Source organism: Streptomyces virginiae (assembly GCF_041432505.1).
Classification (GTDB): domain Bacteria; phylum Actinomycetota; class Actinomycetes; order Streptomycetales; family Streptomycetaceae; genus Streptomyces; species Streptomyces virginiae_A.
This window is the reverse complement of the sequence record NZ_CP107871.1, coordinates 3,863,617-3,888,277: the sequence shown is the minus strand read 5'-3', so window position 1 is coordinate 3,888,277 and position 24,661 is coordinate 3,863,617. Positions and strand designations below refer to the sequence as shown.

Here is a 24,661-nt window from a genome sequence, read left to right as displayed (position 1 = left end):
AGGTCATGCCGAGAGGTTGTCAGGCGGGGTCAGGACGCGTCCAGCGAAAAAGAGGCCTCGCCGCGGACCCGGCCGTTGATCTGGAGCTGCACCAGGTGCTCGCCCGAGTGGTAGCGGCGGGTGGTGATGGGCTTGAAGGAGTGCCGCTTGGTACCGCCGAGGGTCTCGCCGGGGGCGAGGGCGCGCGTGACGAGTTTGAACACCTTGGGGGTGCGGGTGCCGTTGGCCTTCGCGTGGTGGACGACGTAGTCGATGACCAGCTGCGCCGGGAGCGGGCCGGTGTTGGTGACCGTCCAGTCGAAGACGAGGTACTCGCCGACGGCGACCCGGGGCTCGGCGACGACCGGGCCGCTCACGGCCACGGCCACGTCGGGGGAGTGGCCGAGCAGGGTCAGCGCCTCGGGCCGGCCGGCCTTGATCAGGGTCCGCAGTCCGTGGCGTACGACCCGGTCGGTCGTGGCCTCGGGCTCGGCCAGCCAGCGGGCCGCCGTCTCGACCGCGAGGGCGGGATGGTCGCGGCTGATGTCGTTGAGGTGGTTGGAGACGGAGCGGCGCACGTACTCGGACCCGTCGCGGTACAGGGCGTCCAGCACGGGCACGGCCGGGCGCGGGTCGGCGATGAAGGCGGGCAGCTGCGGAGCCCACGGCAGCCGGGGCCGGGTGCCCTCGCTGGCGAGGCGGCGTACGTGCGGGTCCGGGTCGTCCGTCCACTTCTGTACGACGGCCAGGGCGCGGTCCGGGTCGGCGCGCAGGAAGGGCCGTACGGCGGACTCGGCGGTGAGCCGGGAGGTGAGGTCGTGCAGCAGGTCCAGCCCGGGCTCGAAGACCTCCAGGCCGCGGACGGCGACGGCCTCGCCGACGGGGAAGGTCATCCAGCCCTCGAAGCCGGGCCGGTCGAGGGCGGTGCGCACGACGGCCTCGAAGGCGGGCCACGTGTCGGGGAGGTCGTCGAGCACGGCGTCGCGGACGGCGGTGACGCGGCCGCTGAAGGTCAGCCCGTCGAGGGTGGCGGCGCGGGCGCGCAGGGCCGGTGAGGACCGGCGGCCGCCCGCGTCGGCGAGCAGTCGGGCCAGGGTGGTGACGGTATCCGCGCTGAGGAGTTCATCGGCCGTGGGCATGGGGTCAGTCTCGCCGATGGCGTCCCGGTCCGGAGAAGGTTCCGGGACGCCGTTCCTCTCGCTCGATCCTGATCCGGTCCGTGGGCCGACCCTCGTACCCGGCTCAGTCCACGTAGTAGTCGGTGAGGACGCAGCCCTTCACCAGGGCCGGCTCCTTGCGGTAGCCGCTCGGCGGCTTGAAGTCGGGGTGGCAGTTGAGCATGAGCAGGCCGGCCTGCGGCTGCAGCAGGGCGCTCATGGCGTCCGAGCTCTCGGATCCCATGGCGAAGTCCTGGCCGACGGCGATGCCCTGGTTGGGGTTGCCGCCGCCGTCCCCGGCGTCCGTCTCCGCCTTGAAGGCGGTCTGGAAGGCCTTCGCGTCCTTGATCATGTAGATGCTGGTGCGGCCTCGGCTGCCGCAGGTGCCGCGCTCGATGACGGTGCCGGCCTGGAGGAGCTTCTCGTCCGGGCCCGTGCTCGGGTGGCTGCCCGCGGGGACGGTCTTGATCGGGTCGCACGGGGTGAAGCCGTTGACGAAGCGGGCGGCCGCGGCCATGGTCGCCGCCTCGGGGAGCTTCTGGAAGGCCGTGCCGTCCTTGGGCGCGTTCCCGTTGACCCCGCCGTTCTTGGTGGGGTTCTCCAGGGTGCCCTCGTCGGGTCCGCCGTCGGTGGCGGCGCCGGTGCCGCCGTCCGCGCCGGGGCCGCCGATGACCGACGACGCGCTGCCGCCGCTCCCGTCGCGTGTCTTCGTCCCCCGTGTAAATGACCTTGAACGGCGGCGACTCCAGGGCGATGGTCATGTCCGCGGCAAACCCGTCCAGGGCCCCTGTTACCACTGGTCACCGCAAAGTCACGACGGAAACTTTGAAAACGCGCAAAACGGACATGGCTGCGGTTTCCGCATGCCGAAAGAGTCTCGGTCGAGCCTCTCGAAGCGTGGGCGCGCGCGAAGGTGAACCTTGCATTAAGTGCTTGTGAACTGTCTCGATCTCAAGATTCGAAGGCATTCGGGGGTGCCGACTTCCGGACTTCGATCGTCCAGATGTGGAAAACGCAGCATCTAACGTCCTGACTCATGACTCAGCTGGACGTTCGGCCTCGGGCCGGAGACACGGTAAGCGGCGTCGCCGACGGCGACGTTCGCGGCAAGGGCCTCGGCAAGGGCTCCGTCGGACTGGTCGGAAGCGCCGTCATCGGCATCTCCACCGTCGCCCCCGTCTACTGCCTGACCTCGACCCTCGGCTCCACCGCCGGTGAGGTCGGCATGCAGATGCCCGCGATCTTCCTCGCCGGTTTCCTCCCGATGCTCCTGGTCGCCTTCGCCTACCGCGAGCTCAACAAGGCCATGCCGGACTGCGGCACCTCCTTCACCTGGACCGTCAAGGCCTTCGGTCCGCGGATCGGCTGGATGTGCGGCTGGGGCCTGGTGATCGCCACGATCATCGTGCTCTCCAACCTCGCGGGCGTCGCCACCTCGTATTTCTGGCTGCTGGCCGGCGAGGTCACGAACAACGCGTCGATCGCCGCCCTGGACGACAACAAGCTCGTCCACATCGCCACCTGCCTCACCCTGATCGCCGTCGCGACCGCCATCAGCTACCGCGGCATGACCGCCACCAAGGGCGTCCAGTACGCCCTCGTCGGCCTCCAGCTCGTCGTGCTCGCGATCTTCGTCGCCATGGCCTTCCAGAAGGCCTCCGCCGGCACCTTCGACACCGGCCTGGACTTCTCCTGGTCCTGGATGAACCCCTTCGCGGTCGAGTCCATGGCGGCCTTCACCGCCGGACTCTCGCTCTCGATCTTCATGTACTGGGGCTGGGACGCGTGCCTGGCCACCAACGAGGAGACCACCGGCTCGACCAAGACCCCCGGCCGCGCCTCGCTCATCGCGATGGTCGTCCTGGTCGGCTCGTACCTGGCCACCGGCATCGCCGCCCAGATGGCCGTCGGCTCCGGCGGAGAGGGCCTCGGCCTCGCCAACGAGGAGACCTCCGGCAACGTCTTCGCCGCCCTCGCCGGCCCCGTCATGGGCCCGGTCCTCGGCATCCTGCTCTTCGTCGCCGTCCTGGCCTCCGCCGCGGCCTCCCTGCAGACCACCTTCATCCCGGTCGCCCGCACGGTCCTGGCCATGTCCACGTACGAGGCCCTGCCGGCCTCCTACGCCAAGGTCCACCCGCGCTTCAAGACCCCGGGCCGTGCCACCGTCATGGCGGGCGTCGCGACCGGCGCCTTCTACACGGTCATGACCCTGGTCAGCGAGAACGTCCTCACCGACACGATCTTCGCGCTCGGCCTGATGATCTGCTTCTACTACTCGCTCACGGCCTTCGCCTGCGTCTGGTACTTCCGCGGCGAGCTGCGCCGCTCCGCCCGCGACCTGTTCTTCAAGGGCGTCTTCCCGATCCTGGGCGGCGTGCTGCTGGCCGCGGTCTTCTTCAAGACCCTGTACGACGCCTGGGACCCGGCCTACGGCTCCGGTTCCACGCTCCCCGGCCTCGACGTCGGCAACGTCTTCGTCATCGGCGTCGGCCTGCTGGCCCTCGGCCTGGTGATCATGTTCGTCACCGAGCGCCGCAGCCCGGCCTTCTTCCGCGGCGAGGTCCTGACGAAGTCCACCCCGTCCCTGGTGGTCGAGGACTGACCGTCCCCGCGCCACCGCGCTCCCCCCCCCGCTGAGTCATGCCCGAGGCCCCGGATCGATTCCCCCGATCCGGGGCCGCGGGCGTTGCGGGGCCACTTCCCGGGGCCTCGGGCGGTGACCCGGGGTATGGCGGGGTCGTTGGGCCGGGCATGAACGCCATGAAGCGCACCCTCTCCGCCCTGGTCGTCTCCGGTGGTGCCGCCCTCGCACTGATCCCCGTCGCCGCGCACGCCGACGAGCCCGCCGGGCAGGCGCCCCCCGTCGTCGGCCGCGTCGTCGACATCGTCGACCACCCGACCCAGGCCGTACAGGACACCAAGACCGCGGTGGGCGTGACCGCCCAGGCCGCCGGGTCCGCCACCCAGGCCACCGACTCCTCCCTCAAGGGCACGGGTTCGGCCCTGACCGCCGGGCTCCCGGACGCCCCCAAGGTCGAGTGACCCGAGTCGCCGAGGCTCCGCCCGGCTCCCCTCCCCGCAGGAGCCGGGGCGGAGGCCGGGTTCTCGGGCGTCGGTGCTCGTTGAGCAGGACATGATCCTCTGGCTGCTCAACCACCTCAGCACCCTCGTCATCGCCGTCCTCCTGGTCGGCGGCCTCACCGGCCTCGCCGCTGTCGGCAGCCTGGCCGCCCGCCGCCGCTTCCCGCACCTGGCCCAGGGCGACCACAACGAGATGGTCGGGGTCGCGCTCGGCATGTTCGGCGCGATCTACGGCATCATCCTCGCGTTCGTCGTCGTCACCCTGTGGACGCAGCTGGAGAACACCCAGAACATCGTCGCGAGCGAGGCCACCGACCTGGCCCTCGTCGTCCGCAGCGCCGACGCCTTCCCCCCGGCCGACCGCGCCCGGATCCAGCAGGCGGTCGGGGCGTACACGCACGCCGTCGTCGAGGTGCAGTGGCCGCTGATGCGCGACGGGCGGCCGAGCTACGAGGCGACCGCCCCGCAGACGCACGCCCTCTACCAGGCGCTCCAGGCCTACGAACCGCAGGGCCCCCGCGCCGAGACCTTCTACGCCGAGGCGGTCACCCGCCTCAACGACGTCGCCGCCCAGCGCCGGGCCCGCGTCAGCATGGCCGAGACCTCGCTGCCGATCCTGCTCCAGGTGCTGGTGTACGGGGGCGCGTTCGTGATCGTCCCGCTCACCTTCCTGTTCGGGCTGCGCAGCCTGAAGATGCAGCTGCTCTTCGTATCGGCGGTGGCCGGGCTGATCGGCTTCAGCCTGCTGCTGGTGGTGGCCCTGGACCGGCCCTTCGCGGGGGACCTGAGCGTGACCCCGGCGCCGTACAAGGAGGCGGCTCTGGCGCAGTTCTGGGCCGCCGGCTGAGCGGGCCGCGCACTGTCAAGTCCCGAACTCCAGCGACGTGACGCGATCCGCTCCCTCGGGCTGACTGGAGACACGGGCGCACCACTCGGCGCCCGCCTCCGCTTCCCGAGGAGCCCTCCCATGGCCGTCACCCGCACGCGAACCCGCACGCACACGCAGGCGCGCAGCCGTCGTCTCGGCCGGCTCGTGGTCGTGGCCGCCCTGGCCGCGGCCGCCCTCGCGGCCGCGGTCGCCGGCCTGGTCCACGTGGCCCGCGCCGCCCCCGCGACGCCGCGCACCCCGCCCTCCTCGACCGCCCCGGTGTCCCACGACGACGGCTCCGGGCGCCGGCTGTGGTCGGTGTTCAAGCACCTCTGGACGAGCGTCGGCATGGCCGAGGAAGCCCCGCACGTGGGCCGTGCGGATCCGCCACCGGACGTCCGCGCGGCGGCCCGGAACGCCGACGGGCGGCGTACCCCGACCGTCGTGTCGGTGTACGCCGCCCAGGGGCGGGACGGTTATGCGGGAGGAGGCCCGCGGGCTCATACCGCTTACTTCGGGTCGCGGTTGAACGAGGCCGCCGACCAGCGGTAGCCGAGCGCCGCCAGAGCGATGGACCAGGCGACCGCGAGCCATCCGTTGTAGCCGATCTCGGTACCGAGGAGCAGACCGCGCAGGGTCTCGATGGCCGGCGTGAACGGCTGGTACTGGGCGATCGGCTGGAACCAGCCCGGCATCGCCTCGACCGGGGTGAACGCGCTGGAGATGAGCGGCAGCAGGATCAGCGGCATCGCGCTGTTGCTCGCGGCCTCGGCGTTCGGGCTGGCCATGCCCATCCCGACGGCGATCCAGGTGAGCGCCAGGGCGAAGAGCGCGATCAGTGCGAACGCGGCCAGCCATTCCAGGGCCGTGGCGTCCGTGGAGCGGAAGCCGATGGCGACGGCGACGGCGCCGACGAGGACCACGCTGGCGAGTGACTGCAGGACGCTGCCGACGACATGCCCGACGAGCACGGACCCGCGGTGGATCGCCATGGTGCGGAAGCGGGCGATGATGCCCTCGGACATGTCGGTGGAGACGGACACCGCGGCGCCGATGACGGTGCTGCCGATGGTCATCAGCAGGATGCCCGGGACGACGTAGGCGATGTAGTCGGAGCGGTCGGCGCCGCCGCCGGCCATACCGGCGCTCATCACGTCGCCGAAGATGTAGACGAAGAGCAGCAGCAGCATCACCGGGGTGAGCAGCAGGTTCAGCGTCAGTGACGGGTAGCGCCGGGCGTGCAGGAGGTTGCGGCGCAGCATCGTGGAGCTGTCGCGCACGGCGAGGGAGAGGGAGCTCATCGGACGTTCTCCTCGGTCTGGTCGGTGACGGTGGTGGACGGGCCGGTGAGGGCGAAGAACACGTCGTCGAGGTCGGGGGTGTGCACGGTCAGTTCGTCGGCCTCGATGCCGGCGGCCTCCAACCGGTCGAGCACCGTGCGCAGTTCGCGCTGGCTGCCGTCGCTGGGGATCTGCAGGGCCAGTGCTTCGTCGTCCCGGGTGACCTCGTGCAGGGCGAGGGCCGCGGACCGGTAGGCGGCCGGGTCGGTGAAGCGGAGCCGGACGTGTCCGCCGGGGATCAGCCGCTTCAGTTCCTCGGCGGTGCCCTCGGCGGCGATCCTGCCGTCGTTGAGGACGGCGATCCGGTCGGCGAGCTGGTCGGCCTCCTCCAGGTACTGGGTGGTGAGGAAGACGGTGACGCCGCCCGTGACGAGTTCGCGGATGATCTGCCACATGTTGTGGCGGCTGCGCGGGTCCAGGCCCGTCGTGGGCTCGTCGAGGAAGATCACCCGCGGGTCGCCGACCAGCGTCATCGCGATGTCGAGGCGGCGCTTCATGCCGCCGGAGTAGCTCGCGGCGGGCTTCTTGGCGGCCTCGACCAGGTCGAAGCGTTCCAGCAGTTCGCCGGCGACCCGCCGTCCCTCGCGGCGGGAGAGGTGGTGCAGGTCGGCCATCAGGAGCATGTTCTCCTCGCCGGTGATCAGGCCGTCGACGGCGGAGAACTGGCCGGTGACGCCGATCGAGGCGCGTACGGCCTGCGGGTCGGCGACCAGGTCGTGCCCGTTGACGTGGATGGCTCCGGTGCCCGGATCCGCGCCGAGGAGGGTGGAGAGGATCTTGACGGCGGTGGTCTTCCCGGCGCCGTTCGGGCCGAGCAGGGAGAAGACCGTGCCGGCGGGGACCGCCAGGTCGATCCCGTCGAGAACGAGCTTGTCGCCGTAGGACTTTCGCAGCCCGTTCGCCGCGATGGCCAGGTTGCTCATGAGGAGTGCTCCTTCGAGGGCGGTGACTGCGGTCAGTTGCTGCGGGCGGTGATGTCGCCGTAGGAGGTGGTGGCGCGGATGTTCAGTCCGGCGGCGGCGCCGTCGGTGTTGGTGAGGGCGTTGTGGACGCGGCCGTAGGCGGTGCCGGCGTCGAGGGTGGCGGAGACCCCGCGGGCGGTGCCGATGGTGATGTCGCCCGCCTGGGTGGTGAGTTCGACGGTGCCGCGCTGGGCCTCGGTGATGTGGAGGTCGCCCTTCTGGGTGGTGATCTGCGCGGCGCCGCCCAGGCGTCCGACGGTGACGTCGCCGGCCATCAGGGTGAGGTGGGCGCTCGCGGTCTCGTCGAGCTTGACCGTGCCCTGGGCGCTCTCGAAGGTGACGTCGCCGAGGCGCCCGACGCCGCGGAACTCGGCGGCCGCGGTCTTCGCCTCGACGTGGGAGCCGGCGGGCAGTTGGACGGTGATCTCGACGGATCCCGGGTGGTTGCCGAGGACCCGATTCTTCGCGGGTGCGGCCGCGATCCGCAGCACGCCGTTGCTGTACTCGGCGCTGGTCTGCTCGGCGGCCTTCACGTCGCGGCTCTTGGAGGCGTCGGCGGGGAGGATCTCGACGGTGGTGTCGGCCCGGTCGGCGGCGATGAACCGGATGAGCCCGGCGGGGACGTCCAGGACGACGGCGATCGGGGCGGCGGTGGCGAAGTTCTGCATGGTGCTTCTCCTTCATCAGCGGCTGCGCTCCGTGCGCCCCGCGGTTTCTGATGAACGAAAAGCTACGTTGCGTTCGAAGAACTGGCAACAGACTCGTTGCGTTAAATCCGCATCACTGCAGGTCAAATGTAGGATTTCATTGCAATGGTTTCGGGCTTAACGCAACGCGCTCGGCATGGTTCGTTGCAATGGAATGAGAGTGAACGCTATAGTGGGACACAGCACGCACCACGAAGGAGACCGCGATGCCGGGAGGCAGGCTCAATCAGCAGGAACGCCAGCAGATCGCGCTGGGACTGGCGGACGACCTCCCCTACGCGGAGATCGCCCGGCGTCTCGACCGTCCCACCTCGACGATCTCGCGCGAGGTGATGCGCAACGGCGGACCCAACGCCTACCGGGCCGACCTGGCCCACCGCGCCACCGAGCGCCGCGCCCACCGGCGCAGCCAGGCCGCCCCCCGGGGCCCGGAGGCGCCCCCGCAGGCCCATGGACGCGACCCCGAAGCGGTGCGCGCGTTCGAGGACGTGTTCACCGACGTCCTCATCCAGGCCGGCACGCCCAAGATGATGGCCCGGGTGATGGCCTGCCTCTACCTCACGGATACGGGCAGCCTCACCGCGGCCGAACTCGTCCAGCGCCTCGGTGTCAGCCCGGCGTCCATCTCCAAGGCGATCACGTTCCTGGAGGGCCAGGGCCTCGTCCGTAGGGAGCGCGACGAACGCCGCCGCGAGCGCTACTTCGTCGACGACGACGTCTGGTACCAGGCCACCATCGCCAGCGCCCGCGCCAACGCCCAGATCATAGAAACCGCACGTCAGGGCGTCAGCATCCTCGGCCCCGACACCCCGGCGGCCAACCGCCTGGAGAACATCGCCCGCTTCATGGACTTCGTCTCCGAGGGCATCACCCGCGCCGCGGAACAAGCGCGCGCGGTCCTGCACACGAAGCCGGAAACACCTCCGGGCGACCCGCTCTAGACGATGTTCGTGCGGCCCGCCGCCGCCTCGATCACCTCGTCCAGCACCTCGCGGGAGCGGATCAGATCGCCGATCATCCGGTCGATCCGCTCCCGCTCCGTGGCCAGTTCGGCCACCAACGCCGCAGTGGCGCGCACCGACGGGCCGCCGTCCTCGTCCCGCATGCAGGGCAGGATCTGCGCGATCTTCGCGCTGTGCAGACCGGCCGCGTACAACTCCTGGATCCGGATGACCCGGTCGACCGCCCGCTCGGGGAAGTCCCGGTGGCCGCCGGGCGTCCGGTCCGAAGCGAGCAGGCCCTGCTGCTCGTAGTAGCGCAACGAACGCTCACCGACCCCGGTGCGCGCAGCCAGTTCGCCGATCCGCATGCCCCACCCCAGCCCTTGAACCTGACACCGGTGTCAACTTTTACGGTACCGGGCATGACGCAGACACAGCACGGTCCCGCCGCCTCCCGCCTCTTCGAATCCGCCCGCCTCGGAGGCCTGGAACTGCCCAACCGCCTGGTGATGGCCCCGCTGACCCGAAACCGCGCCGGGGTCGACGGGGTCCCCGGCGCACTCATGGCCACCTACTACGCCCAACGCGCCTCGGCCGGGCTGATCATCGCCGAGGCCAGCACCCCGAACGCCGTCGGGCAGACCTACCCGCACATCCCCGGGATCCACACCCCGGCGCAGATCGCCGGCTGGCGCCGCGTCACCGAGGCCGTACGGGCCGCCGGCGGCGGGCCGATGTTCCTCCAACTCCAGCACGGCGGCCGGGTCGGCCACCCCGCGACCTCCGGGCACCTGCCGCTCGCCCCGTCCGCGGTGGCGTTCCCCGAGCCGCTGCACACCCCCGGCGGCCTCCGGGACGGCGTCGTACCGCGCGCGATGACGGCCGAGGACATCCGCACCACGATCGCCGACTTCGCGAGCGCGGCCCGGGGCGCCGTAGAGGCCGGCTTCGCCGGCGTGGAGGTGCACTCCGCCAACGGCCACCTGCTGCACCAGTTCCTCTCCTCCCACACCAACCGCCGTACCGACGAGTGGGGCGGCCCCGTCGACCACCGCGTCCGGTTCACCGTCGAGGTGGTCCGGGCCGTCGCCGAGGCCATCGGCGCGGACCGGGTCGGCGTACGCGTCTCGCCCGGAGTCGACGTCAACGGGATCGAGGAGGGCGACACCGAGGAGATCTACCCGGCGCTGGTCAAGGCCCTGACCGACCTGAAGCCGGCCTACCTGCACCAGGTCCACGCCGACCCCGACCGGCCCGCCTTCGCGCAGATCCGCCGGGACTGGCCCGGCACCCTGATCGCCAACCCGGCCCTCTCCCGTGAGGAGGTCGCCGCCGACGGCGGCAAGCGGCGGGGCGAACGCCTGCTGTCCGAGGGCGCCGACCTCGTGGCACTGGGCCGGGGCTTCCTCGCCAACCCCGACTTCGTCGAACGGCTGCGCACGGACGCACCGCTCAACGAGATCCGCCCGGAGTTCCTGATGTACGTACAGGGTGCGGAGGGCTACACCGACTACCCGGCCCTCGGTGCCTGACCGGATCGGCGCCCCCGCTCGGCGGGGTGCCTCGGGTCCGCGGGCCGGCCCTACGAGGACGCGGCGGCCTGGCCCCAGGTGCGGGAGCAGAGCACCAGCCGGTAACCGTCGGGGTCGGCGACGGTGACGCCCCACTCGTCCCAGTACGGGTTGTGGGCGGCGACGCGGGTCCCGCCGTGGTCGACCAGGCGCCGGACCAAGGCCTCGTCGGGGGCCTCACCGAGATAGACCACGAACAGGTCGTCGACGGTGGGCACGGGCAGGATCGGGTTCGAGGCGTCCCTGGTGAGCTCGAAGTGCCAGGCGCCACCGGCCGGTCCGACCATCAGCAGCGCGTGCTCCCCGGTCATGTTCCCGGCGCTCCGCCACTGCACCTGCAGCCCGAGACCGTCGACGTAGAACCGCTCGGCGGCCGCGAGGTCGAGCGAGGGCCGGGCGACGCGGACATGAGCATGTGAATCGATCATGGTGTCCAGCGTACGAAACCCCCTGCGGGCAGGGGCGGTTCGGCCGACCGGTGCACGGCCGACCCGTCGGCCGGGGCCCCTGTGGGGTGGACCCCCGGCCGACGAGCACCGGACGTCAGGCGCCCAGGTGGGCGGCCTCGGCCCACTCCTTCTCGCCGGTCTTCTCGCAGTTGTCGGCGTACAGGGGGCCGATCTTGGCCGGAATGCCGGCGAAGGAGGAGCAGGTGGAGGCGAAGGCCTTGTGGCCGCCGGAGAAGTAGTCGATGTCGACGCCGTCGTTGGCCAGGGCCGCGCCGGCGCCGCCCATCAGGATGCCGGCAGCCAGGACGGACGCCGTCAGGGCAGAGCGAATACGCATGACACTCTCCTAGGATCTCGTTCGACGCGCCGGACAGACGGCACGCGACCAGCTCAACATCACGGAGAGTTCACTGGAAACGGTGCTTCACCCCAATGGCGGTCACCCTCTGTAGTGCGAGAGGGGCGCGTCCGGGGCGCGTGCCACCGTCAGGGGCGCCAGCGGGGCGCTTCGTCGTCCGGGGTGTCGGGACTGGCGAAGTGGAACGGCACGCCGAGGTGCGCGGCCAGCTCGGTGCCCGCGCGGGTGGCGGCCGCCGCCGAAGGGTGCAGGCCGCCGGTGTCGGCGCCGTCCAGGGCGCGTTCCGCCGCACCCCAGGGGATCGTGGCGAGGCCCTTCTGCCCGACGGGTTCGTCCGTGATGGCCAGCAGGTTCACGAACCAGTCGTGCACGGTGTCCCCGTCCCAGACCGCCTCGATCGCCACCACCCGGCCCGGGATGCCGTGGGCGAGGGTGGCGAGCGAGTCCAGGTCGATGGGGTCGTCGGGGGTGCGGGCCACCCGGTCGCCGAAGTGCAGATAGCGCAGGTGCACCATCTCCTGTGCCTCGCGCAGGCCGATGCCCTGGACGCGGCCCGCGTCCCACACCAGCTTGATCGCCTGCATGAGGCGGTCCTGGAGGACGAATCCGTCGACCTGGGTGCGGATCCCCGCCGGGAGCGCCACCCACCGGTTCTCGATGTCCTGGTCCACGCCGGCCGCCCCTCGGTTCGTCATGGCGTCATGATCGGCGCGGTGGCGTTCCGCGTCGAGGGGATTTCGCCGGCCCGTCAGAGGTACTGGGCGAACTCGTCCAGGGTGCGCAGGACTTCCGGCTTCGCGGCCGAGGGGAGCTGCAGGACGACCTCCTCGATGCCGAGGTCGGCGTAGTGGCTCATCTTGCCGGGGGTGGGCCGGACGGCGTACGGGACCACCTGGAGGGACTTCGGATCGCGTCCGGCGGTCTCCCAGATCCGGCGCAGCACCGGGAGGGACTCGCCGAGACCGCCGCCGCCGATGGGGAGCCAGCCGTCGGCGTGGTCGGCGATCGCGGCGAACAGCTTGGGGCCGGCGGCGCCGCCGATCAGGGTGCGCGGGCCGTGCAGGGGGGCGCCGGGGGCGAGTTCGCGCGGGGCCTGGACCGGCTTCGGGTAGGCGGTGCTGGCCTGGACGGAGCAGTACTGGCCCACGTAGGCGGTGGGCTCGGGGGACCACAGGGCGCGCATCAGTGCCATCCGGTCGCGGACCAGGTCGCGGCGGGTGCGCCACTCGACGCCGTGGTCGGCGGCCTCCTCGACGTTCCAGCCGTAGCCGATGCCGAGGGTGAGACGGCCGTGGGAGAGGTGGTCCAGGGTGGCGACCTGCTTCGCGAGGTCGATCGGGTCGTGCTGGGCGACCAGGGTGATGCCGGTGCCGAGGTGCAGCCGCTCGGTGACGGCGGCGGCCTGGCCGAGGGCGACGAAGGGGTCGAGGGTGCGCCCGTACATCTCGGGGAGTTCGCCGCCCATCGGGGCGGCGGTCTCACGGCTGACCGGGATGTGGGTGTGCTCCGGGAGGTAGAGGCCGGAGAAGCCGCGCTCTTCGAGGCTGTGGGCCAGCCGGACGGGGGAGATGGTGCGGTCGGTGAGGAAGATGGTCGTGGCGATCCGCATGTGTTCTGGCACCTCCGAGACGTGGGACCCGCCACGGTACGGGCTGGGCCCTCGAATGTTGAGGGGGCGTCAGGTGCCGGGGGCGCGGTTCAGCCGCGCGGGTAGCGGGCCAGCCAGCCGGGGGAGGCGGTGGTGGGGCTGTGCAGGCTCGGCCCCTGGGTCATCTCCAGGGCGAAGTCGTCGGCGAGTTCCAGCAGCGCGGCACGGCCTTCGAGTTCGGCGAGCCAGGCGGCCGGGAGGGCCGTCTCGCCGTGCAGGGCACCCAACAGGGCCCCGCACAGCGTGCCGGCGGCGATGGAGTCGCCGCCGTGGTTGACGGCGAGGCGCAGGCCCTGCGGGACGTCCTCGGCGACCAGGGCGCAGTAGACGGCGGTGGCGAGCGCGTCGGCGGCGTCGCATCCGTCCCCCGCCTCGTCGGCGGCGAGGGCCTCGACGGCGTCGGGGCCGGGCGAGCCCTGGGTGACGGCGGCCAGGGCTCGCTGGAGGGCGTCCGTGACGGGCCGGTGGCCGGGGCGGGCACCGAGCAGGCCCAGGGCGCGCTGGACGGCGGCGTCGAGGGAGTCGCCGCGGACCAGGCCGTGGACGATGACGGCGACGGCTCCGGCCGACAGGTGGGCGGTGGGGTGGCCGTGGCTCTGCGCGGCGCATTCCACGGACAGTTGGAGGACGAGGGCGGGCTCCCAGCCGACCAACAGACCGAAGGGGGCCGAGCGGGAGGCGGCGGCCGCGTCGCGGGCGGTGGGGTTCTTCGGCCGGTCCAGGGTGCCGAGGACGTCGTCGGCGAAGCCGGTCAGGCAGGCGCGGTGCGGGGCGCGGCGGGCGTAGAGCCACTCCTCCTGCGCGAGCCAGCCGTTGTCCTTGCGGCGCTCGTCGGGGCCCCAGTCGCGCTGGGTGGCGGCCCACCGCAGGTACGCGCGGTGCAGGTCGGTGGGCGGATGCCAGGCGCCGGTGTCGCGGCGTACGTGGGCCCGTATCAGCCCGTCCACGGTGAAGAGCGTGAGCTGGGTGGCGGCGGTGACCCGGCCGCGGCGTCCGAGGGCGGGGGCCGGACCGGTCAGGCCGTCCGGGCCGTGGGCCTCGCGCAGGGCGGCGAGGGAGAGTCCGGCGGCGGGTGCGCCGAGGGCGTCGCCGAGGGCGGAGCCGACGAGGGTGCCGCGGACCCGGCTGCGGAAGTCCTGCTGCTCGACGCGACCCCACAGGCCGGTGGCGATGCCGCGGCCGAGCGTGCGGTTCGCCCCGGCGGGGGCGGGGGTCGTGCCGCCGGCCTTGCCGGTGCCGGCGGGAGCGGGGGCGTGCAGGGAGAGGGCGGGGGCGCCGGCGGCGGTCGGGTCCTCGTTCGGCCCGGGGGCGGCTTGCGCACCGGCACCGGCACCGGCAGTGGTGGTTGCCGGGCGGGGGCCGCCCGGGACCGGGCCGGGGCCCGTCGTGGAGCCCGTGTCGTTCGTCGCGTTCACTGCGTCCATCCCCGCGTCCATCCCCGGCACCGCGCCCCCCGCCGACCAGTCCACTCGATGCCCGGCGTCCCTACCCGTACCCGCCACGCACGCGAACCCGCACTGTAGTGGACACGAACGGTCGAAACCGGAAGTGGTCGGCCACCGGACCGGTCGGTCAGCGCAGATCGGCCAGAATCCGAACACTTCAGGCCGCCACTTGGGTGGTGGCACGTTTTGCCACTTGCCTTCGAGTCGGTCGTTTTCGGTCACGCCTCGTTCATCGGACGTTCTCCGTGGCCGCCCAGCCTCGGAGCCATGAAGAAGGCTCTCCTCGCCGCGACCGTCGTCGCCTCCGTACTCGCCGCCTCCCTGGTCGCGGCCCCGCTCGCCTCCGCCACCGGCCGGGACCGGCACGACCGGTCCGCCGTCCCGTTCACCGAAGCCACCGTCACCGCCGGTGCCGACGGCTCCTTCACCCTGCGGTGGAAGGCCCGTGGCACCGACCGGGTCGAGATCGAGGCGAACGGCAAGGTCGTCGCGAAGGGCGGCTCCCAGGGCACCGCCGTGGTCAAGGGCCTGCCCGCCGCCGACCGCCAGTGGTTCGACTTCGAGCCCGGCCGCGGCCAGGGCCTGCGCCTGGCCGACCGCCTGATCGAGCTGGACGGCACCGCCAACTTCCGCGACGCCGGCGGCTACCGCACCAGCACCGGCCAGTGGGTCAGGATGGGCGAGATCTACCGCTCGGACGCCCTCGACAAGCTGACCGAGAACGACCTGGCCAAGCTCCGGCGCCTGCGCGTCAGGACGGTCTTCGACCTCCGCACGGAGGACGAGCGCACCAAGGCCGCCGACAAGGTGCCCACGGGCGCCACCTACGTCGTCGCCGACGTCTTCGCGGGCTCCGGCTCCTTCCAAACCATGCCCCGCACCCCCGACGAGGCCGTCAAGGCCATGGTCGACGCGGAGCGGGCGATGGTCTCCGGCGCCGGCGGCAAGAAGGCGTACACCCAGGTCTTCGACGGCATCGACCGCGACCGCGGCCGCTCCGTCCTCTTCCACTGCACCGCCGGCAAGGACCGCACCGGCTGGGCGGGCGCCGCCCTGCTGACCGCCCTCGGCGTGCCCCGCGAGACCGTCGAGGCCGACTACCTGGCCAGCAACGACTACCGCAAGGCCGCCAACGACGCGATCCTCTCCCACCTGCCCGCCCAGCAGGCCGCCGTCTACAAGCCGCTGCTCGACGTGCGCCCCGAGTACCTGAACGCGGGCTACGACGAGGTCGAGGCGACGTACGGCTCCTTCGACCGCTACCTCAAGGACGGGCTCGGCATCGACGCCCACGAGCTCAAGGAGCTGAAGAAGGACCTCCTGGTCGGCTGATCCGGCTCCGCGCCGACGAGGGAAGGGGATCCCGGCCAGGCGGCCGGGATCCCCTTCCGCGGTGCTTCCCTCGCGCTCAGTCCAGTACGGGCAGCAGCTCCGGCAGGTGCCCGTCCGAGGCGCGGGCCGCCTCCTGCCGCTCCCGCGACACCTCCCCGTACAGCGTCGTACGGGCCTTCGCGGGCCGCCCGGCCGCCTCGGCCACCGCGATCAGGTCCTGTACCGACTTGTACGAGCCGTAACTCGACCCGGCCATCCGCGAGATGGTCTCCTCCATCAGCGTCCCGCCCAGGTCGTTCGCCCCGGACCGGAGCATCTCGGCCGCGCCCTCCGCCCCCAGCTTCACCCAACTCGTCTGGATGTTGGGGATGTGCGGGTGCAGCAGGATCCGGGCCATCGCCGTCACCGCGCGGTTGTCGCGGACCGTGGGGCCCGGCCGTGCGATGCCCGCCAGGTACACGGGCGCGTTGGTGTGGATGAAGGGGAGCGTGACGAACTCGGTGAACCCGCCGGTCTGCTGTTGGATGCGCGACAGCGTGCGGAAGTGGCCCAACCAGTGCCGCGGTTGGTCCACGTGCCCGTACATCATCGTGGAGGAGGAGCGGATCCCGAGCTCGTGCGCGGTGGTGACGACATCGATCCAGTCCGCCGTCGGCAGCTTGCCCTTCGTCAGCACCCAGCGGACCTCGTCGTCCAGGATCTCCGCCGCCGTACCCGGGATCGAGTCCAGACCCGCCTCCTTGGCCGCCGTCAGCCAATCCCGTACGGACATCCCCGTGCGGGTCGCCCCGTTGACCACCTCCATCGGCGAGAAGGCGTGCACGTGCATGCCCGGCACCCGCTGCTTCACCGCGCGCGCGATGTCGAAGTAGGCCGTCCCGGGCAGGTCCGGGTGGATGCCGCCCTGCATGCACACCTCGACCGCGCCCACGTCCCAGGCCTGGGCGGCCCGGTCGGCGACCTGGTCGAGGGAGAGGGTGTAGGCGTCGGCGTCCGTGCGGCGCTGCGCGAACGCGCAGAAACGGCAGCCGGTGTAGCAGACGTTGGTGAAGTTGATGTTCCGCGTGACGATGTAGGTGACCTCGTCGCCGACCACCGACCGACGGAGGTCGTCGGCGATGCGGCACAGGGCGTCGAGCGCCGGCCCGTCCGCGTGCAGCAGCGCCAGCGCCTGCGCGTCCGTCAGCTTCGTCGGATCGTCGGCGGCCTGCGCCAGGGCGCCCCGTACGTCGGTGTCGATGCGCTCGGCCACCATCCCGGGCGCGGCCGCCTCCCGCAGCGCCTCCCAGTCCCCGTACACGTCGTCGAAGTCGTCGCGGCGGTCGCCGGTGCGGCCCTCGGTGTCGATGGTGGCGTGCAGGTCGGTGCGCCCGTACGCGGTGAAGCCCTCGTCCGGCTCCTGCCACGGCCGGCCCACGACCACGGCACCCTCGTCGGCCAGCCCGGACTCCGGGTCGGCCAGCGCCCGTACGTGCGGCAGCAGGCGCGGGTCCAGCCAGGGCTCGCCGCGCTGCAGGAACTCCGGGTAGATCGTGAGGCGTTCGCGCAGCTCGAAGCCGGCGGCGGCGGTCCGCTCGGCCAGCTCCTCGATGTGCGGCCAGGGACGCTCCGGGTTGACGTGGTCCGGGGTCAGCGGGGAGACCCCGCCCCAGTCGTCGATGCCGGCGCCGATGAGCAGCGCGTACTCGGCGTCCACCAGATTCGGCGGGGCCTGGATGCGGGCGCTCGGTCCCAGGATGTGCCGGGCGACGGCGATGGCGGCGGCCAGCTCCTCCAACTCCGCGTCCGGCATACCGCGCATGGCGGTGTCCGGCTTGGCGCGGAAGTTCTGGACGATGACCTCCTGGATGCCGTGGTAGGCGCGCTGGATCCGGCGGAGCTCGAAGAAGGCGTCCGCGCGCTCCTCGTAGGACTCGCCGATACCGATGAGGACGCCGGAGGTGAAGGGGACGTTGGAGCGCCCCGCGTCCTCCAGCACGCGCAGCCGCACGGCCGGGTCCTTGTCGGGGGAGCCGTGGTGGGGGCCGCCCGGCTCGGACCACAGACGGGTGGCCGTGGTCTCCAGCATCATGCCCATGCTCGGCGCGACCGGCTTGAGCCGCTGGAGGTCGGACCAGGACAGGACACCGGGGTTGAGGTGCGGCAGCAGTCCGGTCTCCTCCAGGACCCGGATCGCCATGGCGCGCACGTAGGCGAGGGTGTCGTCGTAGCCGTGCGCGTCGAGCCACTCGCGGGCCTCGGGCCAGCGGTCCTCGGGGCGGTCGCCGAGGGTGAAGAGCGCTTCCTTGCAGCCCATCGCCGCCCCCTGGCGGGCGATGTCGAGGACCTCGTCGGGGGACAGGTACATCCCGTGGCCGCTCTTGCGGAGCTTTCCGGGGACGGTGACGAAGGTGCAGTAGTGGCACCGGTCGCGACAGAGACGGGTGAGGGGGATGAAGACCTTGCGGGAGTAGGTGATGACACCGGGCCGCCCGGCGGCGGCGAGCCCGGCGTCCCTCACGCGCGCGGCGGAGGCGGCGAGGTCCTTCAGGTGCTCGCCGCGCGCCTGGAGGAGTACGGCCGCCTCGGTCGCGTCGAGCGCGACGCCGTCGCGGGCCCGCCGGAGCGCGCGGCGCATCGCGTTTTCGGTCGGTGCGTCACTCGGAGTGGTCATGGGCCGAGCATACGATCCGGTGATCCGGTGGTGGGGCGGCTGTGAAGTGGCTCATCTCATCAGCTCACCCGCGTTGACCAGCAGCGACTGGCCGGTTATCGCCCGAGCCCGGTCGGAGGCGAGGAAGGCGACGGAGTCGGCGACGTCCCCGTCGGTGGCCAGATCGGGCAGCGCCATCCGCTGGGTGAGGCGGGCGTGCACCTCGGCCTCGGGGACGCCCTCGGTGTGCGCGGAGAAGGTGACGAAGGCCTGCACGGGCGGCCCCCACATCCAGCCGGGCAGCACGGTGTTGACGCGGATCCGGTGCGGTCCGAGCTCGCGGGCCATGGAGTACATGGCGGAGGTCAGGGCCCCCTTGGAGGCGGCGTAGGCGGCCTGCTGCACCTCGTTGGGCGCGGCCACGGCCGACTGCGTCCCGATGATCACCACGGACCCGCCGCGCTCCTTGAGCGCGGGCACGCACGCACGGGTCATCTTCAGCGTCCCCAGCAGATTGACGTCGATGATCTGCTGCCAGGTCCCGAAGTCGGCGTCCTCCAGGCCCCCGAAGTAAGAGTCCCAGGCGGCGACGTGCACGACGGCGTCGATCCGGCCGAAACGGCTGAGCGCGAGCTCGGCCAGGGCCGCGCACTGCGTCTCGTCGGTGATGTCGGTGGCGCGGTGGGCGGTGTGCGCTCCGTCGGGGTCGATCTCGGCGGCGGACTTGGCGAGATTCGCCTCGGTCCGGGCCCCGAGCACGGCGTTCCCGCCGTCGCGCACGACGGTGGCGGCCACCTGATGCCCGAGCCCGGCCCCGACCCCGGAGACGATGACGGTCTTCCCTCGCAGCAGCATGACGGACCTCCGGGCACGGTTGATCTGACGGTGCGTCAGGCTACGACGCGGGCGCGGCGGTGTGAAGGGGCTCCGCGATGCCGGGAGGGCGGGAATGGCCCGGCCCGGCGTTCACCCACGATCGGCGAGCAGCCTCCGTACGTGCGCGCTGCCGTTGAGGTAGAGGTGGTCGGCCAGTGCGTTCTTGCTGGGTCCGACAGCTCGGTGCACCGCGGCGACGGCGTGCGCCATGGTGCGCCCCGAGGGGGCTGCTCGCAGGATCTGCAGAACCATCTGCACCCCTGTCTCCTCGGCGACGGTGACAACCGAATTGGCGAGGTCGACCAGCTGAGTAGGTAGGTCGAACCGTGGCTGCTCCCCTTCGGCGAGCGACGTCAGGCCCCGGCTGACGACGTCATGGATGTCAGGGAGGCAGGCACGCACGACCGCTTCGTCCAGGTAGTCCCCGAGCTTTTCCTCGAAGTACTCGCGGTCCGCAATGTGGATCAGGGAGCGGAACGTTTCCAGTCTGAGACCCGAGTTGTTCTTCTCTTCGGCGAGCTCACGGCTGTCCGCCACGGCGGCGGAAAACTGTCCGTAGCTGCAGTCCACCGAGAACTTCCGGTCCATCACGAGGTCGTACCAAGGAACGGCGCGCGGGTTCGAAGTCGCTTGTCGAACTGCTTCGTACCCTTCCGCTTCCCCCCAGGCCGCAAGAGTCAAGCAGGCGAGATACCGATGCTGGTCGCCGGCTGACGTGTCATCGAGGAGCCGGATGAGGTCAGCAACACGCTCGCGATGCTCGGGGTGGTCGTAGCCGCCGTAGATGACATCATCCACGTCGTCGGTCGGATTTCCTTCGAAGTCGGTTCCAAGGAGGTCTTCGAATCGGGTCATTCTGCTGCCCTGTCTCACTGTGGTCCCGAGATGTAGTCGCTGGGAACGATACCTTTGATCAGCCATTCCTGATCGCGTCGTGTGTTCATCATGTCGACCATCCGCTGGGCGATCCGCTTGGTCTTCGTGTTGCTGAGCCCCAGTTCACGTGCCGCTTCTTCGATCGCGGGACGAGTGCTGTCAGGCGGCACCGTGAGATCGACATGTCTGCCTGCGATCTCGTTCGCGCTCGCTTGAATTGCCGATTGGACATCCTCGGGGGAGTGGATGCTCACGCCTTGGACGCGGCCGCTTGCTATGTCCTGTTCCAGGCGTGGTAGGTCGATTTTTATTTTCCCGTTACCAAAGTCCTTGGCGTCAGCTCCATCACTGCTCAAGGACGTGTAAGGACTGTCTGATTTCTTAGGGTCTCGTCCGACCACGTGGTCGACAATACTTGCCTGGCCGTCCGGATTGGCTGGGACAAGATCGCCGTTCTCATTCAGGTGGGACTTTCGCTGTCCCCTGCTGTTGAGTTCGCTGTAGAAGTCGTCATCCTGACGCATCAGAAGACCGCGCTCCTTGGGTGGCCCGGCGGACGTACCGCTGGGTGCCGCATGCTCACCCATCCGGGCGGCTTCCCTGCGGGCCGCGCTCTCCGCCGCGTCCTCGGCGAAGCGCATTCCGGACCGGATCGTGGGCAAGCCCTTCGTGCCGATGAGGTCGGGGAGGAGGCGCCCCTTGAATTCGTCGGGGTCAGCCATGTAGCTGTCGATCATCGGGCCGGGGATGCGTTCGGGGTGGGACGCGGTGGAGACGAGACCGGCCAGCGTCATGCTGAGGTTCTGGTGGAAATCGGCCGGGTGCGTCAGGTTGTACACGTCGAGGGGGTTCAGGCCGCGGGCGAAATTCAGGGTCCCCGCCGTGCCCTTGAGCGCGCCACCCACGACGTGGCTGAGTTCGACCGACTCCGAGCCCGCGTAGTCGACGATGTCGGCCAGCAGCCGGTCCGTCGCCGGGGGCTTGGCCGGGGCGTGCTCCATGGCCGCTTTGAGGGCGCGTTCGGCCGTCGTGGCTGCCTCGTCGCGCTGCCTGCGGGCTTCGTCCAGGATCTCCTTGGCCCGTTTGCGGGCTGCGTCTCCCGGGTCCGCGCCCTCGACCGGGACCGGGCCCGGATCGTGGCCGGCCTTCGCAGCGGCCTCGTAGGCGTCCTTGTTCTTGAGGTGGGCGTCGTGGGCTTCCTTCGTCGCCTTCACCGCGGCCTTGTGCAGGTCGATGGCCGTCTGGGCCTGCTTCTGCGCCCACTCCACCGTTTCCGCGTACCGGCTGAGCGCACCGCTCGCCGACTCGCACGCGTCGGAGGCGCGCAGCCAGTCGGTGGGATGCATCGCGAACTTCGCCCGGAACGCTTCGGCCGCCTGCCCCTTCCACTGGTCCGAGTCGAGGGCCTTCATGCCCTGGCCGACCCGGTCGAAGGCCGCCTGGAAGTCCGTGAAGTGCTTGGCCGACTCCCGGAGCGTCGACGACCTGCCGTGGATCAGTTCGTCGGCCTGCTCGCTTTCGCCGAGCTGCTGTTCCCGTACGGTGGCCCCCAGACGGGACGCGGCGTTGTCACCGAAGTCCTCGACCTTGTCCGCCCAGCCGTGCGCGCCGGCCCGGTCGAGGGCGCCACCGATCTCGTCGGTGGCCCGGTCCACGCCGTGGCCGATGACCTTCTTGGCCGAATCGACCTTCTCATCGATCTTGTCGAGACCCTTGTCGATCAGACCGCCCAAGTCCGTCATCAGCCCTCACCGCCAGGCTGTGCCTCGGGTGCCGGGCCGACCGTGCCCTCGACCACTGCGTCCATCTCGTCCCGCAGTCCGACCGCATCGGCGAGCTGGTTGGACAGCAGGATGTCGGAACTGTTCACGTCCCGGACAGCGCTCTTCCACGCCTCGCTGCCGTTCTCCGTGGCCCGGTCGAAGGACTCGCGGCTGTAGTCGGCGTCCCGGATCTGTGTGATCGGGTTGTCGGAGAGGACCCCGCCCCAGTCCTTGGCGATGATGTCCTTCTCCTCGGCATACGGGTTGCCCAGTGCCGCGTTCGCCACGACCTTGAAGCTCCCCTGGATGTACTGGTCCTGTTCGTACATCGCGCCCGCCGAGAGCCCTACCTTCATGGCGAAGGCGTTCCCTTGCTGCACCAGCGAGCGGACGCCCCAGCCCCAGCGTTCGCAGAACGTGCCCAGCGTGGACGCCAGACCCTCATGCCCGGTCTCCATCCCAGAGAGAGCCAGGGCGGTGAAGCCGCCCCCCATACTCGCCGAGCCCACCGAACCGACTTCCTTCAACTCCGCCAAGCTGTCAGTGATCCCCTTCGCGATCTGAGCCAGTGCCGGCTTCGACACATCGAGATCCGCCCCGTCCCCGCTCACGCTGCCGCCTCTCCGTCAAGCGCTGCCGCATCCGGCACGATCCCGCGGATCGGCGGGTACACCACTCCGTCCGGCCCTGCCGCGTTCCATGCGACGCCGCAGGGAAAATCGAGCGCCGGCACCAGCTCGTCGAGCAGCCGCGCACCGATCACCCGCCGGTACGTCCACTCCTGCGCGGCCTCGTCCCGCGCTTGGGCGAAGCGGCCCAGCGCCTCCTCGTCGGAGAACACGCAGATCCAGTCCAGGCCGCCGAGTTCGGCCGTCCACAGGCCGCCCTGTGCGTCCAGCGGCACCAGGACCGTCCGGCTGCAGAAGTCCGCCAGCCGCTCCAGTGCCGCTTCCCGAGCCCGTGCCACCGGATCCACCGCCGGCGGTCGGCCGCCGGCATCCACGGCAGCAGCCCGGAGCCGCCCCCACTCCTCGTCGAACCCCACCTGGAACTCCCCCACCGCTGCCCTTTGCTCCTGATCGAACGTACTTTTGCATGGCGGGATGAGTGGGCAAAATTTACTGTTTGGTAGGGCGCATATCCTGCCAGGTGTGTCGAGTTGACCCTGAGGTCTCCGGTCGATCCGTCGTTGCAGGAGCGATGGATGGTGCCGCACCGCGTCCTGGGCGGGTTCGCGTTCGCGTCGACGGCCGATCCGCTTCGGGAGATGATCGGAGATGACCCCGCGGTACGAGGCGAGGACGTGAGGGCATGGCACTTCCGGATGCTTCCGGCCCGCCCCGGCGGGCTCGGCTGTGGGCCCTGCTGGCGCTCGGGTGCGCCGTGCTCGCGGCCGTGACCCTGGTGGCCGAGGGCATCGTCGGGGGGCTCCTCGTCCTCGTCGTCGGGATCGCCGGGGCGGCGCTCACGGCCATGGGCACCTGGTGGGTGGTCTCCCATCGCGGGGCCGTCCGGCTGGTCGGCACCCTGCTGATGGTGGGCGCGCCCGTGGCCATCCTGCTCATCTACGCCCAGGCCGATCTGTGGCCCACGGCGCTGCTCGCCATCGCGCTGTGGGCGGCCGCCGTGGCCTGTGCGCGGACCGCGCTGCGCGCCGCCCGCCGGCCCGAGGGGATGCGCGCCACCGTACGGACCGACGCCCCCCGGAGCCCGGTGCTGATCATGAATCCGAAGTCCGGCGGCGGCAAGGTCGGGCGCTTCGGCCTCGTCGAGAAGGGCGAGGCGCTCGGCGCCCGGGTGGTGCTGCTGGACCCGGAGGTCGTCACGGACGTCGCCGCCCTCGCCCGGCAGGCGGTGGCCGACGGGGCGGACCTGCTCGGGGTGGCCGGCGGCGACGGCACCCAGGCTCGGGTCGCCGAGGTGGCCGCCGAGTACGACCTGCCCTTCCTCGTGATCTCCGCCGGCACCCGGAACCACTTCGCCATGGACCTCGGGTTGGACCGCGAGGACCCGGCCCGATGCCTGGACGCGCTGACCGACGGGGAGGAGCTCAGGGTCGACCTGGGGGTCGTCGGCGGCCACGCCTTCGTCAACACGGCTTCGTTCGGCGTCTACGCGGAGATCGTGCAGCGCCCGGAGTACCGGGACGCCAAGGCCGACTCGGCCCTGGCCGCGCTCCCCGACCTCCTCCTCGGGTACGCCGGTACCACCCTCGACGCGGTGACCGACGAGAAGCGGCTGGAGGCCCAGCAGGCGCTGCTGGTCAGCAACAACCCCTACACGTCCTCCGAACCGATGGGTGCCCGCAGGGCCCGCCTCGACCGCGGGGAGCTGGGCGTCCTCGGCATCCGGGTGAACAACGCGGCCCAGGCGGCCGAGGTCGCGCTGCGCGGAGCCAGAGCGGCGGGCCTCCACGTGCTCACCTCCCGCCAGGTCGTCATCGCATCGGCCGCCGAACGCATCGCCGTCGCCGTGGACGGCGAGGCGCTGACCATGCCCACCCCCGTGACCTGCTCCGTCCGCCCCGGCGCCCTGCGCGTACGGGTGCCCAGGCTCCGCCCCGGAGCCCCGGCGGCCGCCCCGCCCATGCAATGGAGCGAGGTCCTCGCCCTGGCCTTCGACCGGCCCGGGGCGGGCACGACCGGCGCGGCGGGCACGGCCGACTGAAGCCCGGGA

The 24,661-nt window shown here is 71.4% G+C and carries 25 protein-coding genes; 8 read left to right on the top strand and 17 right to left on the bottom strand.

Going from position 1 to position 24,661, the window contains the following annotated elements:
* Nucleotides 1-29: 29 nt before the first annotated feature.
* Together OG624_RS18045 and OG624_RS18040 are read right to left on the bottom strand one after the other, a co-directional pair.
* Nucleotides 30-1,118 carry a DNA alkylation repair protein gene (locus OG624_RS18045; RefSeq protein ID WP_033223760.1) on the bottom strand — a complete coding sequence of 363 codons (1,089 nt, stop codon included), beginning with the start codon at nt 1,116-1,118 and terminating at the stop codon, nt 30-32.
* A gap of 103 nt (nt 1,119-1,221) precedes the next feature.
* On the bottom strand, nt 1,222-1,653 hold the full coding sequence (locus OG624_RS18040; protein ID WP_371592962.1) for a hypothetical protein: 432 nt from the start codon (nt 1,651-1,653) through the stop codon (nt 1,222-1,224).
* Nucleotides 1,654-2,172: 519 nt separating this feature from the next.
* Here OG624_RS18040 and OG624_RS18035 point away from each other — a divergent pair.
* From OG624_RS18035 to OG624_RS18020, 4 genes are all read left to right on the top strand, one after another.
* Nucleotides 2,173-3,738, top strand: a complete 1,566-nt coding sequence (locus OG624_RS18035) for an APC family permease (RefSeq protein ID WP_033223761.1) — start codon at nt 2,173-2,175, stop codon at nt 3,736-3,738.
* Nucleotides 3,739-3,887: 149 nt separating this feature from the next.
* Entirely contained in the window at nt 3,888-4,178 is a 291-nt protein-coding gene (locus OG624_RS18030) for a hypothetical protein (protein WP_033223762.1), read from the top strand.
* Nucleotides 4,179-4,269: 91 nt separating this feature from the next.
* A complete protein-coding gene (locus tag OG624_RS18025; RefSeq protein WP_033223833.1) occupies nt 4,270-5,064 on the top strand; it encodes a bestrophin-like domain in 795 nt (264 codons plus the stop codon).
* A gap of 120 nt (nt 5,065-5,184) precedes the next feature.
* Complete coding sequence (locus OG624_RS18020; RefSeq protein ID WP_033223763.1) at nt 5,185-5,637, top strand: hypothetical protein; 453 nt, start codon at nt 5,185-5,187, stop codon at nt 5,635-5,637.
* Here OG624_RS18020 and OG624_RS18015 read toward each other — a convergent pair.
* Genes OG624_RS18015 through OG624_RS18005 form a run of 3 tightly spaced genes read right to left on the bottom strand, consistent with a single transcriptional unit; the run spans nt 5,595 to nt 8,055 of the window.
* Complete coding sequence (locus OG624_RS18015) at nt 5,595-6,386, bottom strand: ABC transporter permease (protein WP_033223764.1); 792 nt, start codon at nt 6,384-6,386, stop codon at nt 5,595-5,597. The genes OG624_RS18020 and OG624_RS18015 overlap by 43 nt on opposite strands.
* Entirely contained in the window at nt 6,383-7,348 is a 966-nt protein-coding gene (locus OG624_RS18010; RefSeq protein ID WP_033223765.1) for a daunorubicin resistance protein DrrA family ABC transporter ATP-binding protein, read from the bottom strand. The genes OG624_RS18015 and OG624_RS18010 overlap by 4 nt, the downstream gene beginning before the upstream one ends.
* A 32-nt stretch (nt 7,349-7,380) precedes the next feature.
* The gene (locus OG624_RS18005; RefSeq protein WP_033223766.1) at nt 7,381-8,055 is read right to left on the bottom strand and encodes a DUF4097 family beta strand repeat-containing protein; all 675 of its coding nucleotides are present in this window, start codon (nt 8,053-8,055) and stop codon (nt 7,381-7,383) included.
* Between the two features lie 245 nt (nt 8,056-8,300).
* Between OG624_RS18005 and OG624_RS18000 the strand changes: the two genes are divergently transcribed.
* Entirely contained in the window at nt 8,301-9,035 is a 735-nt protein-coding gene (locus tag OG624_RS18000; protein WP_033223767.1) for a GbsR/MarR family transcriptional regulator, read from the top strand.
* On the opposite strand, the gene OG624_RS17995 is transcribed toward OG624_RS18000, so the two are convergent.
* Complete coding sequence (locus OG624_RS17995) at nt 9,032-9,403, bottom strand: MerR family transcriptional regulator (protein ID WP_033223768.1); 372 nt, start codon at nt 9,401-9,403, stop codon at nt 9,032-9,034. The two genes, OG624_RS18000 and OG624_RS17995, sit on opposite strands and share 4 nt — an antisense overlap.
* 54 nt (nt 9,404-9,457) lie before the next feature.
* On the opposite strand from OG624_RS17995, the gene OG624_RS17990 reads away from it, so the two are divergent.
* Nucleotides 9,458-10,567 (top strand): alkene reductase, encoded by a 1,110-nt coding sequence (locus tag OG624_RS17990; protein ID WP_033223769.1) that lies wholly within the window; start codon nt 9,458-9,460, stop codon nt 10,565-10,567.
* Between the two features lie 50 nt (nt 10,568-10,617).
* Here the strand turns inward: OG624_RS17990 and OG624_RS17985 are convergent, their stop codons facing one another.
* The 5 genes from OG624_RS17985 to OG624_RS17965 all read right to left on the bottom strand — a co-directional run bounded on the left by OG624_RS17985 (nt 10,618) and on the right by OG624_RS17965 (nt 14,221).
* On the bottom strand, nt 10,618-11,034 hold the full coding sequence (locus tag OG624_RS17985; protein ID WP_033223770.1) for a VOC family protein: 417 nt from the start codon (nt 11,032-11,034) through the stop codon (nt 10,618-10,620).
* A gap of 115 nt (nt 11,035-11,149) precedes the next feature.
* Nucleotides 11,150-11,392, bottom strand: a complete 243-nt coding sequence (locus OG624_RS17980) for a hypothetical protein (protein WP_051763551.1) — start codon at nt 11,390-11,392, stop codon at nt 11,150-11,152.
* Nucleotides 11,393-11,541: 149 nt separating this feature from the next.
* Nucleotides 11,542-12,108, bottom strand: coding sequence for a hypothetical protein (locus tag OG624_RS17975; protein WP_202506906.1), 567 nt, complete (start codon nt 12,106-12,108; stop codon nt 11,542-11,544).
* 53 nt (nt 12,109-12,161) lie between these two features.
* The gene (locus tag OG624_RS17970) at nt 12,162-13,022 is read right to left on the bottom strand and encodes a TIGR03619 family F420-dependent LLM class oxidoreductase (RefSeq protein WP_033223771.1); all 861 of its coding nucleotides are present in this window, start codon (nt 13,020-13,022) and stop codon (nt 12,162-12,164) included.
* Nucleotides 13,023-13,111: 89 nt separating this feature from the next.
* Nucleotides 13,112-14,221 carry an ADP-ribosylglycohydrolase family protein gene (locus tag OG624_RS17965; RefSeq protein ID WP_371589826.1) on the bottom strand — a complete coding sequence of 370 codons (1,110 nt, stop codon included), beginning with the start codon at nt 14,219-14,221 and terminating at the stop codon, nt 13,112-13,114.
* Between the two features lie 552 nt (nt 14,222-14,773).
* Between OG624_RS17965 and OG624_RS17960 the strand changes: the two genes are divergently transcribed.
* Nucleotides 14,774-15,838, top strand: a complete 1,065-nt coding sequence (locus OG624_RS17960) for a tyrosine-protein phosphatase (protein ID WP_033223772.1) — start codon at nt 14,774-14,776, stop codon at nt 15,836-15,838.
* Between the two features lie 76 nt (nt 15,839-15,914).
* Here OG624_RS17960 and OG624_RS17955 read toward each other — a convergent pair whose 3' ends face one another.
* From OG624_RS17955 to OG624_RS17930, 6 genes are all read right to left on the bottom strand, one after another.
* Entirely contained in the window at nt 15,915-18,491 is a 2,577-nt protein-coding gene (locus OG624_RS17955) for a bifunctional FO biosynthesis protein CofGH (RefSeq protein WP_033223773.1), read from the bottom strand.
* A gap of 51 nt (nt 18,492-18,542) precedes the next feature.
* Nucleotides 18,543-19,325, bottom strand: a complete 783-nt coding sequence (locus OG624_RS17950; RefSeq protein WP_033223774.1) for an SDR family oxidoreductase — start codon at nt 19,323-19,325, stop codon at nt 18,543-18,545.
* A gap of 111 nt (nt 19,326-19,436) precedes the next feature.
* A complete protein-coding gene (locus OG624_RS17945; RefSeq protein WP_051763552.1) occupies nt 19,437-20,201 on the bottom strand; it encodes a hypothetical protein in 765 nt (254 codons plus the stop codon).
* Between the two features lie 14 nt (nt 20,202-20,215).
* Entirely contained in the window at nt 20,216-21,964 is a 1,749-nt protein-coding gene (locus OG624_RS17940) for a putative T7SS-secreted protein (RefSeq protein WP_033223775.1), read from the bottom strand.
* Nucleotides 21,964-22,443: a hypothetical protein gene (locus OG624_RS17935; RefSeq protein WP_371639591.1), complete on the bottom strand. Its 480-nt coding sequence runs from the start codon at nt 22,441-22,443 to the stop codon at nt 21,964-21,966. The genes OG624_RS17940 and OG624_RS17935 overlap by 1 nt, the downstream gene beginning before the upstream one ends.
* A gap of 149 nt (nt 22,444-22,592) precedes the next feature.
* A complete protein-coding gene (locus OG624_RS17930) occupies nt 22,593-23,030 on the bottom strand; it encodes a hypothetical protein (protein WP_033223838.1) in 438 nt (145 codons plus the stop codon).
* A 266-nt stretch (nt 23,031-23,296) separates the two neighbouring features.
* On the opposite strand from OG624_RS17930, the gene OG624_RS17925 reads away from it, so the two are divergent.
* Nucleotides 23,297-24,652, top strand: a complete 1,356-nt coding sequence (locus OG624_RS17925; RefSeq protein ID WP_051763553.1) for a diacylglycerol/lipid kinase family protein — start codon at nt 23,297-23,299, stop codon at nt 24,650-24,652.
* Nucleotides 24,653-24,661: the final 9 nt, after the last annotated feature.

Bases quoted from the DNA above. Each gene is read 5' to 3' on its own strand.
- OG624_RS18045 (WP_033223760.1), bottom strand. From the start codon at position 1,118: ATGCCCACGGCCGATGAACTCCTCAGCGCGGATACCGTCACCACCCTG.
- OG624_RS17970 (WP_033223771.1), bottom strand. From the start codon at position 13,022: ATGCGGATCGCCACGACCATCTTCCTCACCGACCGCACCATCTCCCCC.
- OG624_RS18000 (WP_033223767.1), top strand. From the start codon at position 8,301: ATGCCGGGAGGCAGGCTCAATCAGCAGGAACGCCAGCAGATCGCGCTG.
- OG624_RS17980 (WP_051763551.1), bottom strand. From the start codon at position 11,392: ATGCGTATTCGCTCTGCCCTGACGGCGTCCGTCCTGGCTGCCGGCATC.
- OG624_RS17995 (WP_033223768.1), bottom strand. From the start codon at position 9,403: ATGCGGATCGGCGAACTGGCTGCGCGCACCGGGGTCGGTGAGCGTTCG.
- OG624_RS17945 (WP_051763552.1), bottom strand. From the start codon at position 20,201: ATGACCCGATTCGAAGACCTCCTTGGAACCGACTTCGAAGGAAATCCG.
- OG624_RS17985 (WP_033223770.1), bottom strand. From the start codon at position 11,034: ATGATCGATTCACATGCTCATGTCCGCGTCGCCCGGCCCTCGCTCGAC.
- OG624_RS18030 (WP_033223762.1), top strand. From the start codon at position 3,888: ATGAACGCCATGAAGCGCACCCTCTCCGCCCTGGTCGTCTCCGGTGGT.
- OG624_RS18015 (WP_033223764.1), bottom strand. From the start codon at position 6,386: ATGAGCTCCCTCTCCCTCGCCGTGCGCGACAGCTCCACGATGCTGCGC.
- OG624_RS17955 (WP_033223773.1), bottom strand. From the start codon at position 18,491: ATGACCACTCCGAGTGACGCACCGACCGAAAACGCGATGCGCCGCGCG.
- OG624_RS17975 (WP_202506906.1), bottom strand. From the start codon at position 12,108: ATGACGAACCGAGGGGCGGCCGGCGTGGACCAGGACATCGAGAACCGG.
- OG624_RS18040 (WP_371592962.1), bottom strand. From the start codon at position 1,653: ATGGCCGCGGCCGCCCGCTTCGTCAACGGCTTCACCCCGTGCGACCCG.
- OG624_RS18010 (WP_033223765.1), bottom strand. From the start codon at position 7,348: ATGAGCAACCTGGCCATCGCGGCGAACGGGCTGCGAAAGTCCTACGGC.
- OG624_RS17990 (WP_033223769.1), top strand. From the start codon at position 9,458: ATGACGCAGACACAGCACGGTCCCGCCGCCTCCCGCCTCTTCGAATCC.
- OG624_RS17940 (WP_033223775.1), bottom strand. From the start codon at position 21,964: ATGACGGACTTGGGCGGTCTGATCGACAAGGGTCTCGACAAGATCGAT.
- OG624_RS17925 (WP_051763553.1), top strand. From the start codon at position 23,297: ATGGCACTTCCGGATGCTTCCGGCCCGCCCCGGCGGGCTCGGCTGTGG.
- OG624_RS18035 (WP_033223761.1), top strand. From the start codon at position 2,173: ATGACTCAGCTGGACGTTCGGCCTCGGGCCGGAGACACGGTAAGCGGC.
- OG624_RS17960 (WP_033223772.1), top strand. From the start codon at position 14,774: ATGAAGAAGGCTCTCCTCGCCGCGACCGTCGTCGCCTCCGTACTCGCC.
- OG624_RS17950 (WP_033223774.1), bottom strand. From the start codon at position 19,325: ATGCTGCTGCGAGGGAAGACCGTCATCGTCTCCGGGGTCGGGGCCGGG.
- OG624_RS17935 (WP_371639591.1), bottom strand. From the start codon at position 22,443: ATGGAGACCGGGCATGAGGGTCTGGCGTCCACGCTGGGCACGTTCTGC.
- OG624_RS18005 (WP_033223766.1), bottom strand. From the start codon at position 8,055: ATGCAGAACTTCGCCACCGCCGCCCCGATCGCCGTCGTCCTGGACGTC.
- OG624_RS18020 (WP_033223763.1), top strand. From the start codon at position 5,185: ATGGCCGTCACCCGCACGCGAACCCGCACGCACACGCAGGCGCGCAGC.
- OG624_RS18025 (WP_033223833.1), top strand. From the start codon at position 4,270: ATGATCCTCTGGCTGCTCAACCACCTCAGCACCCTCGTCATCGCCGTC.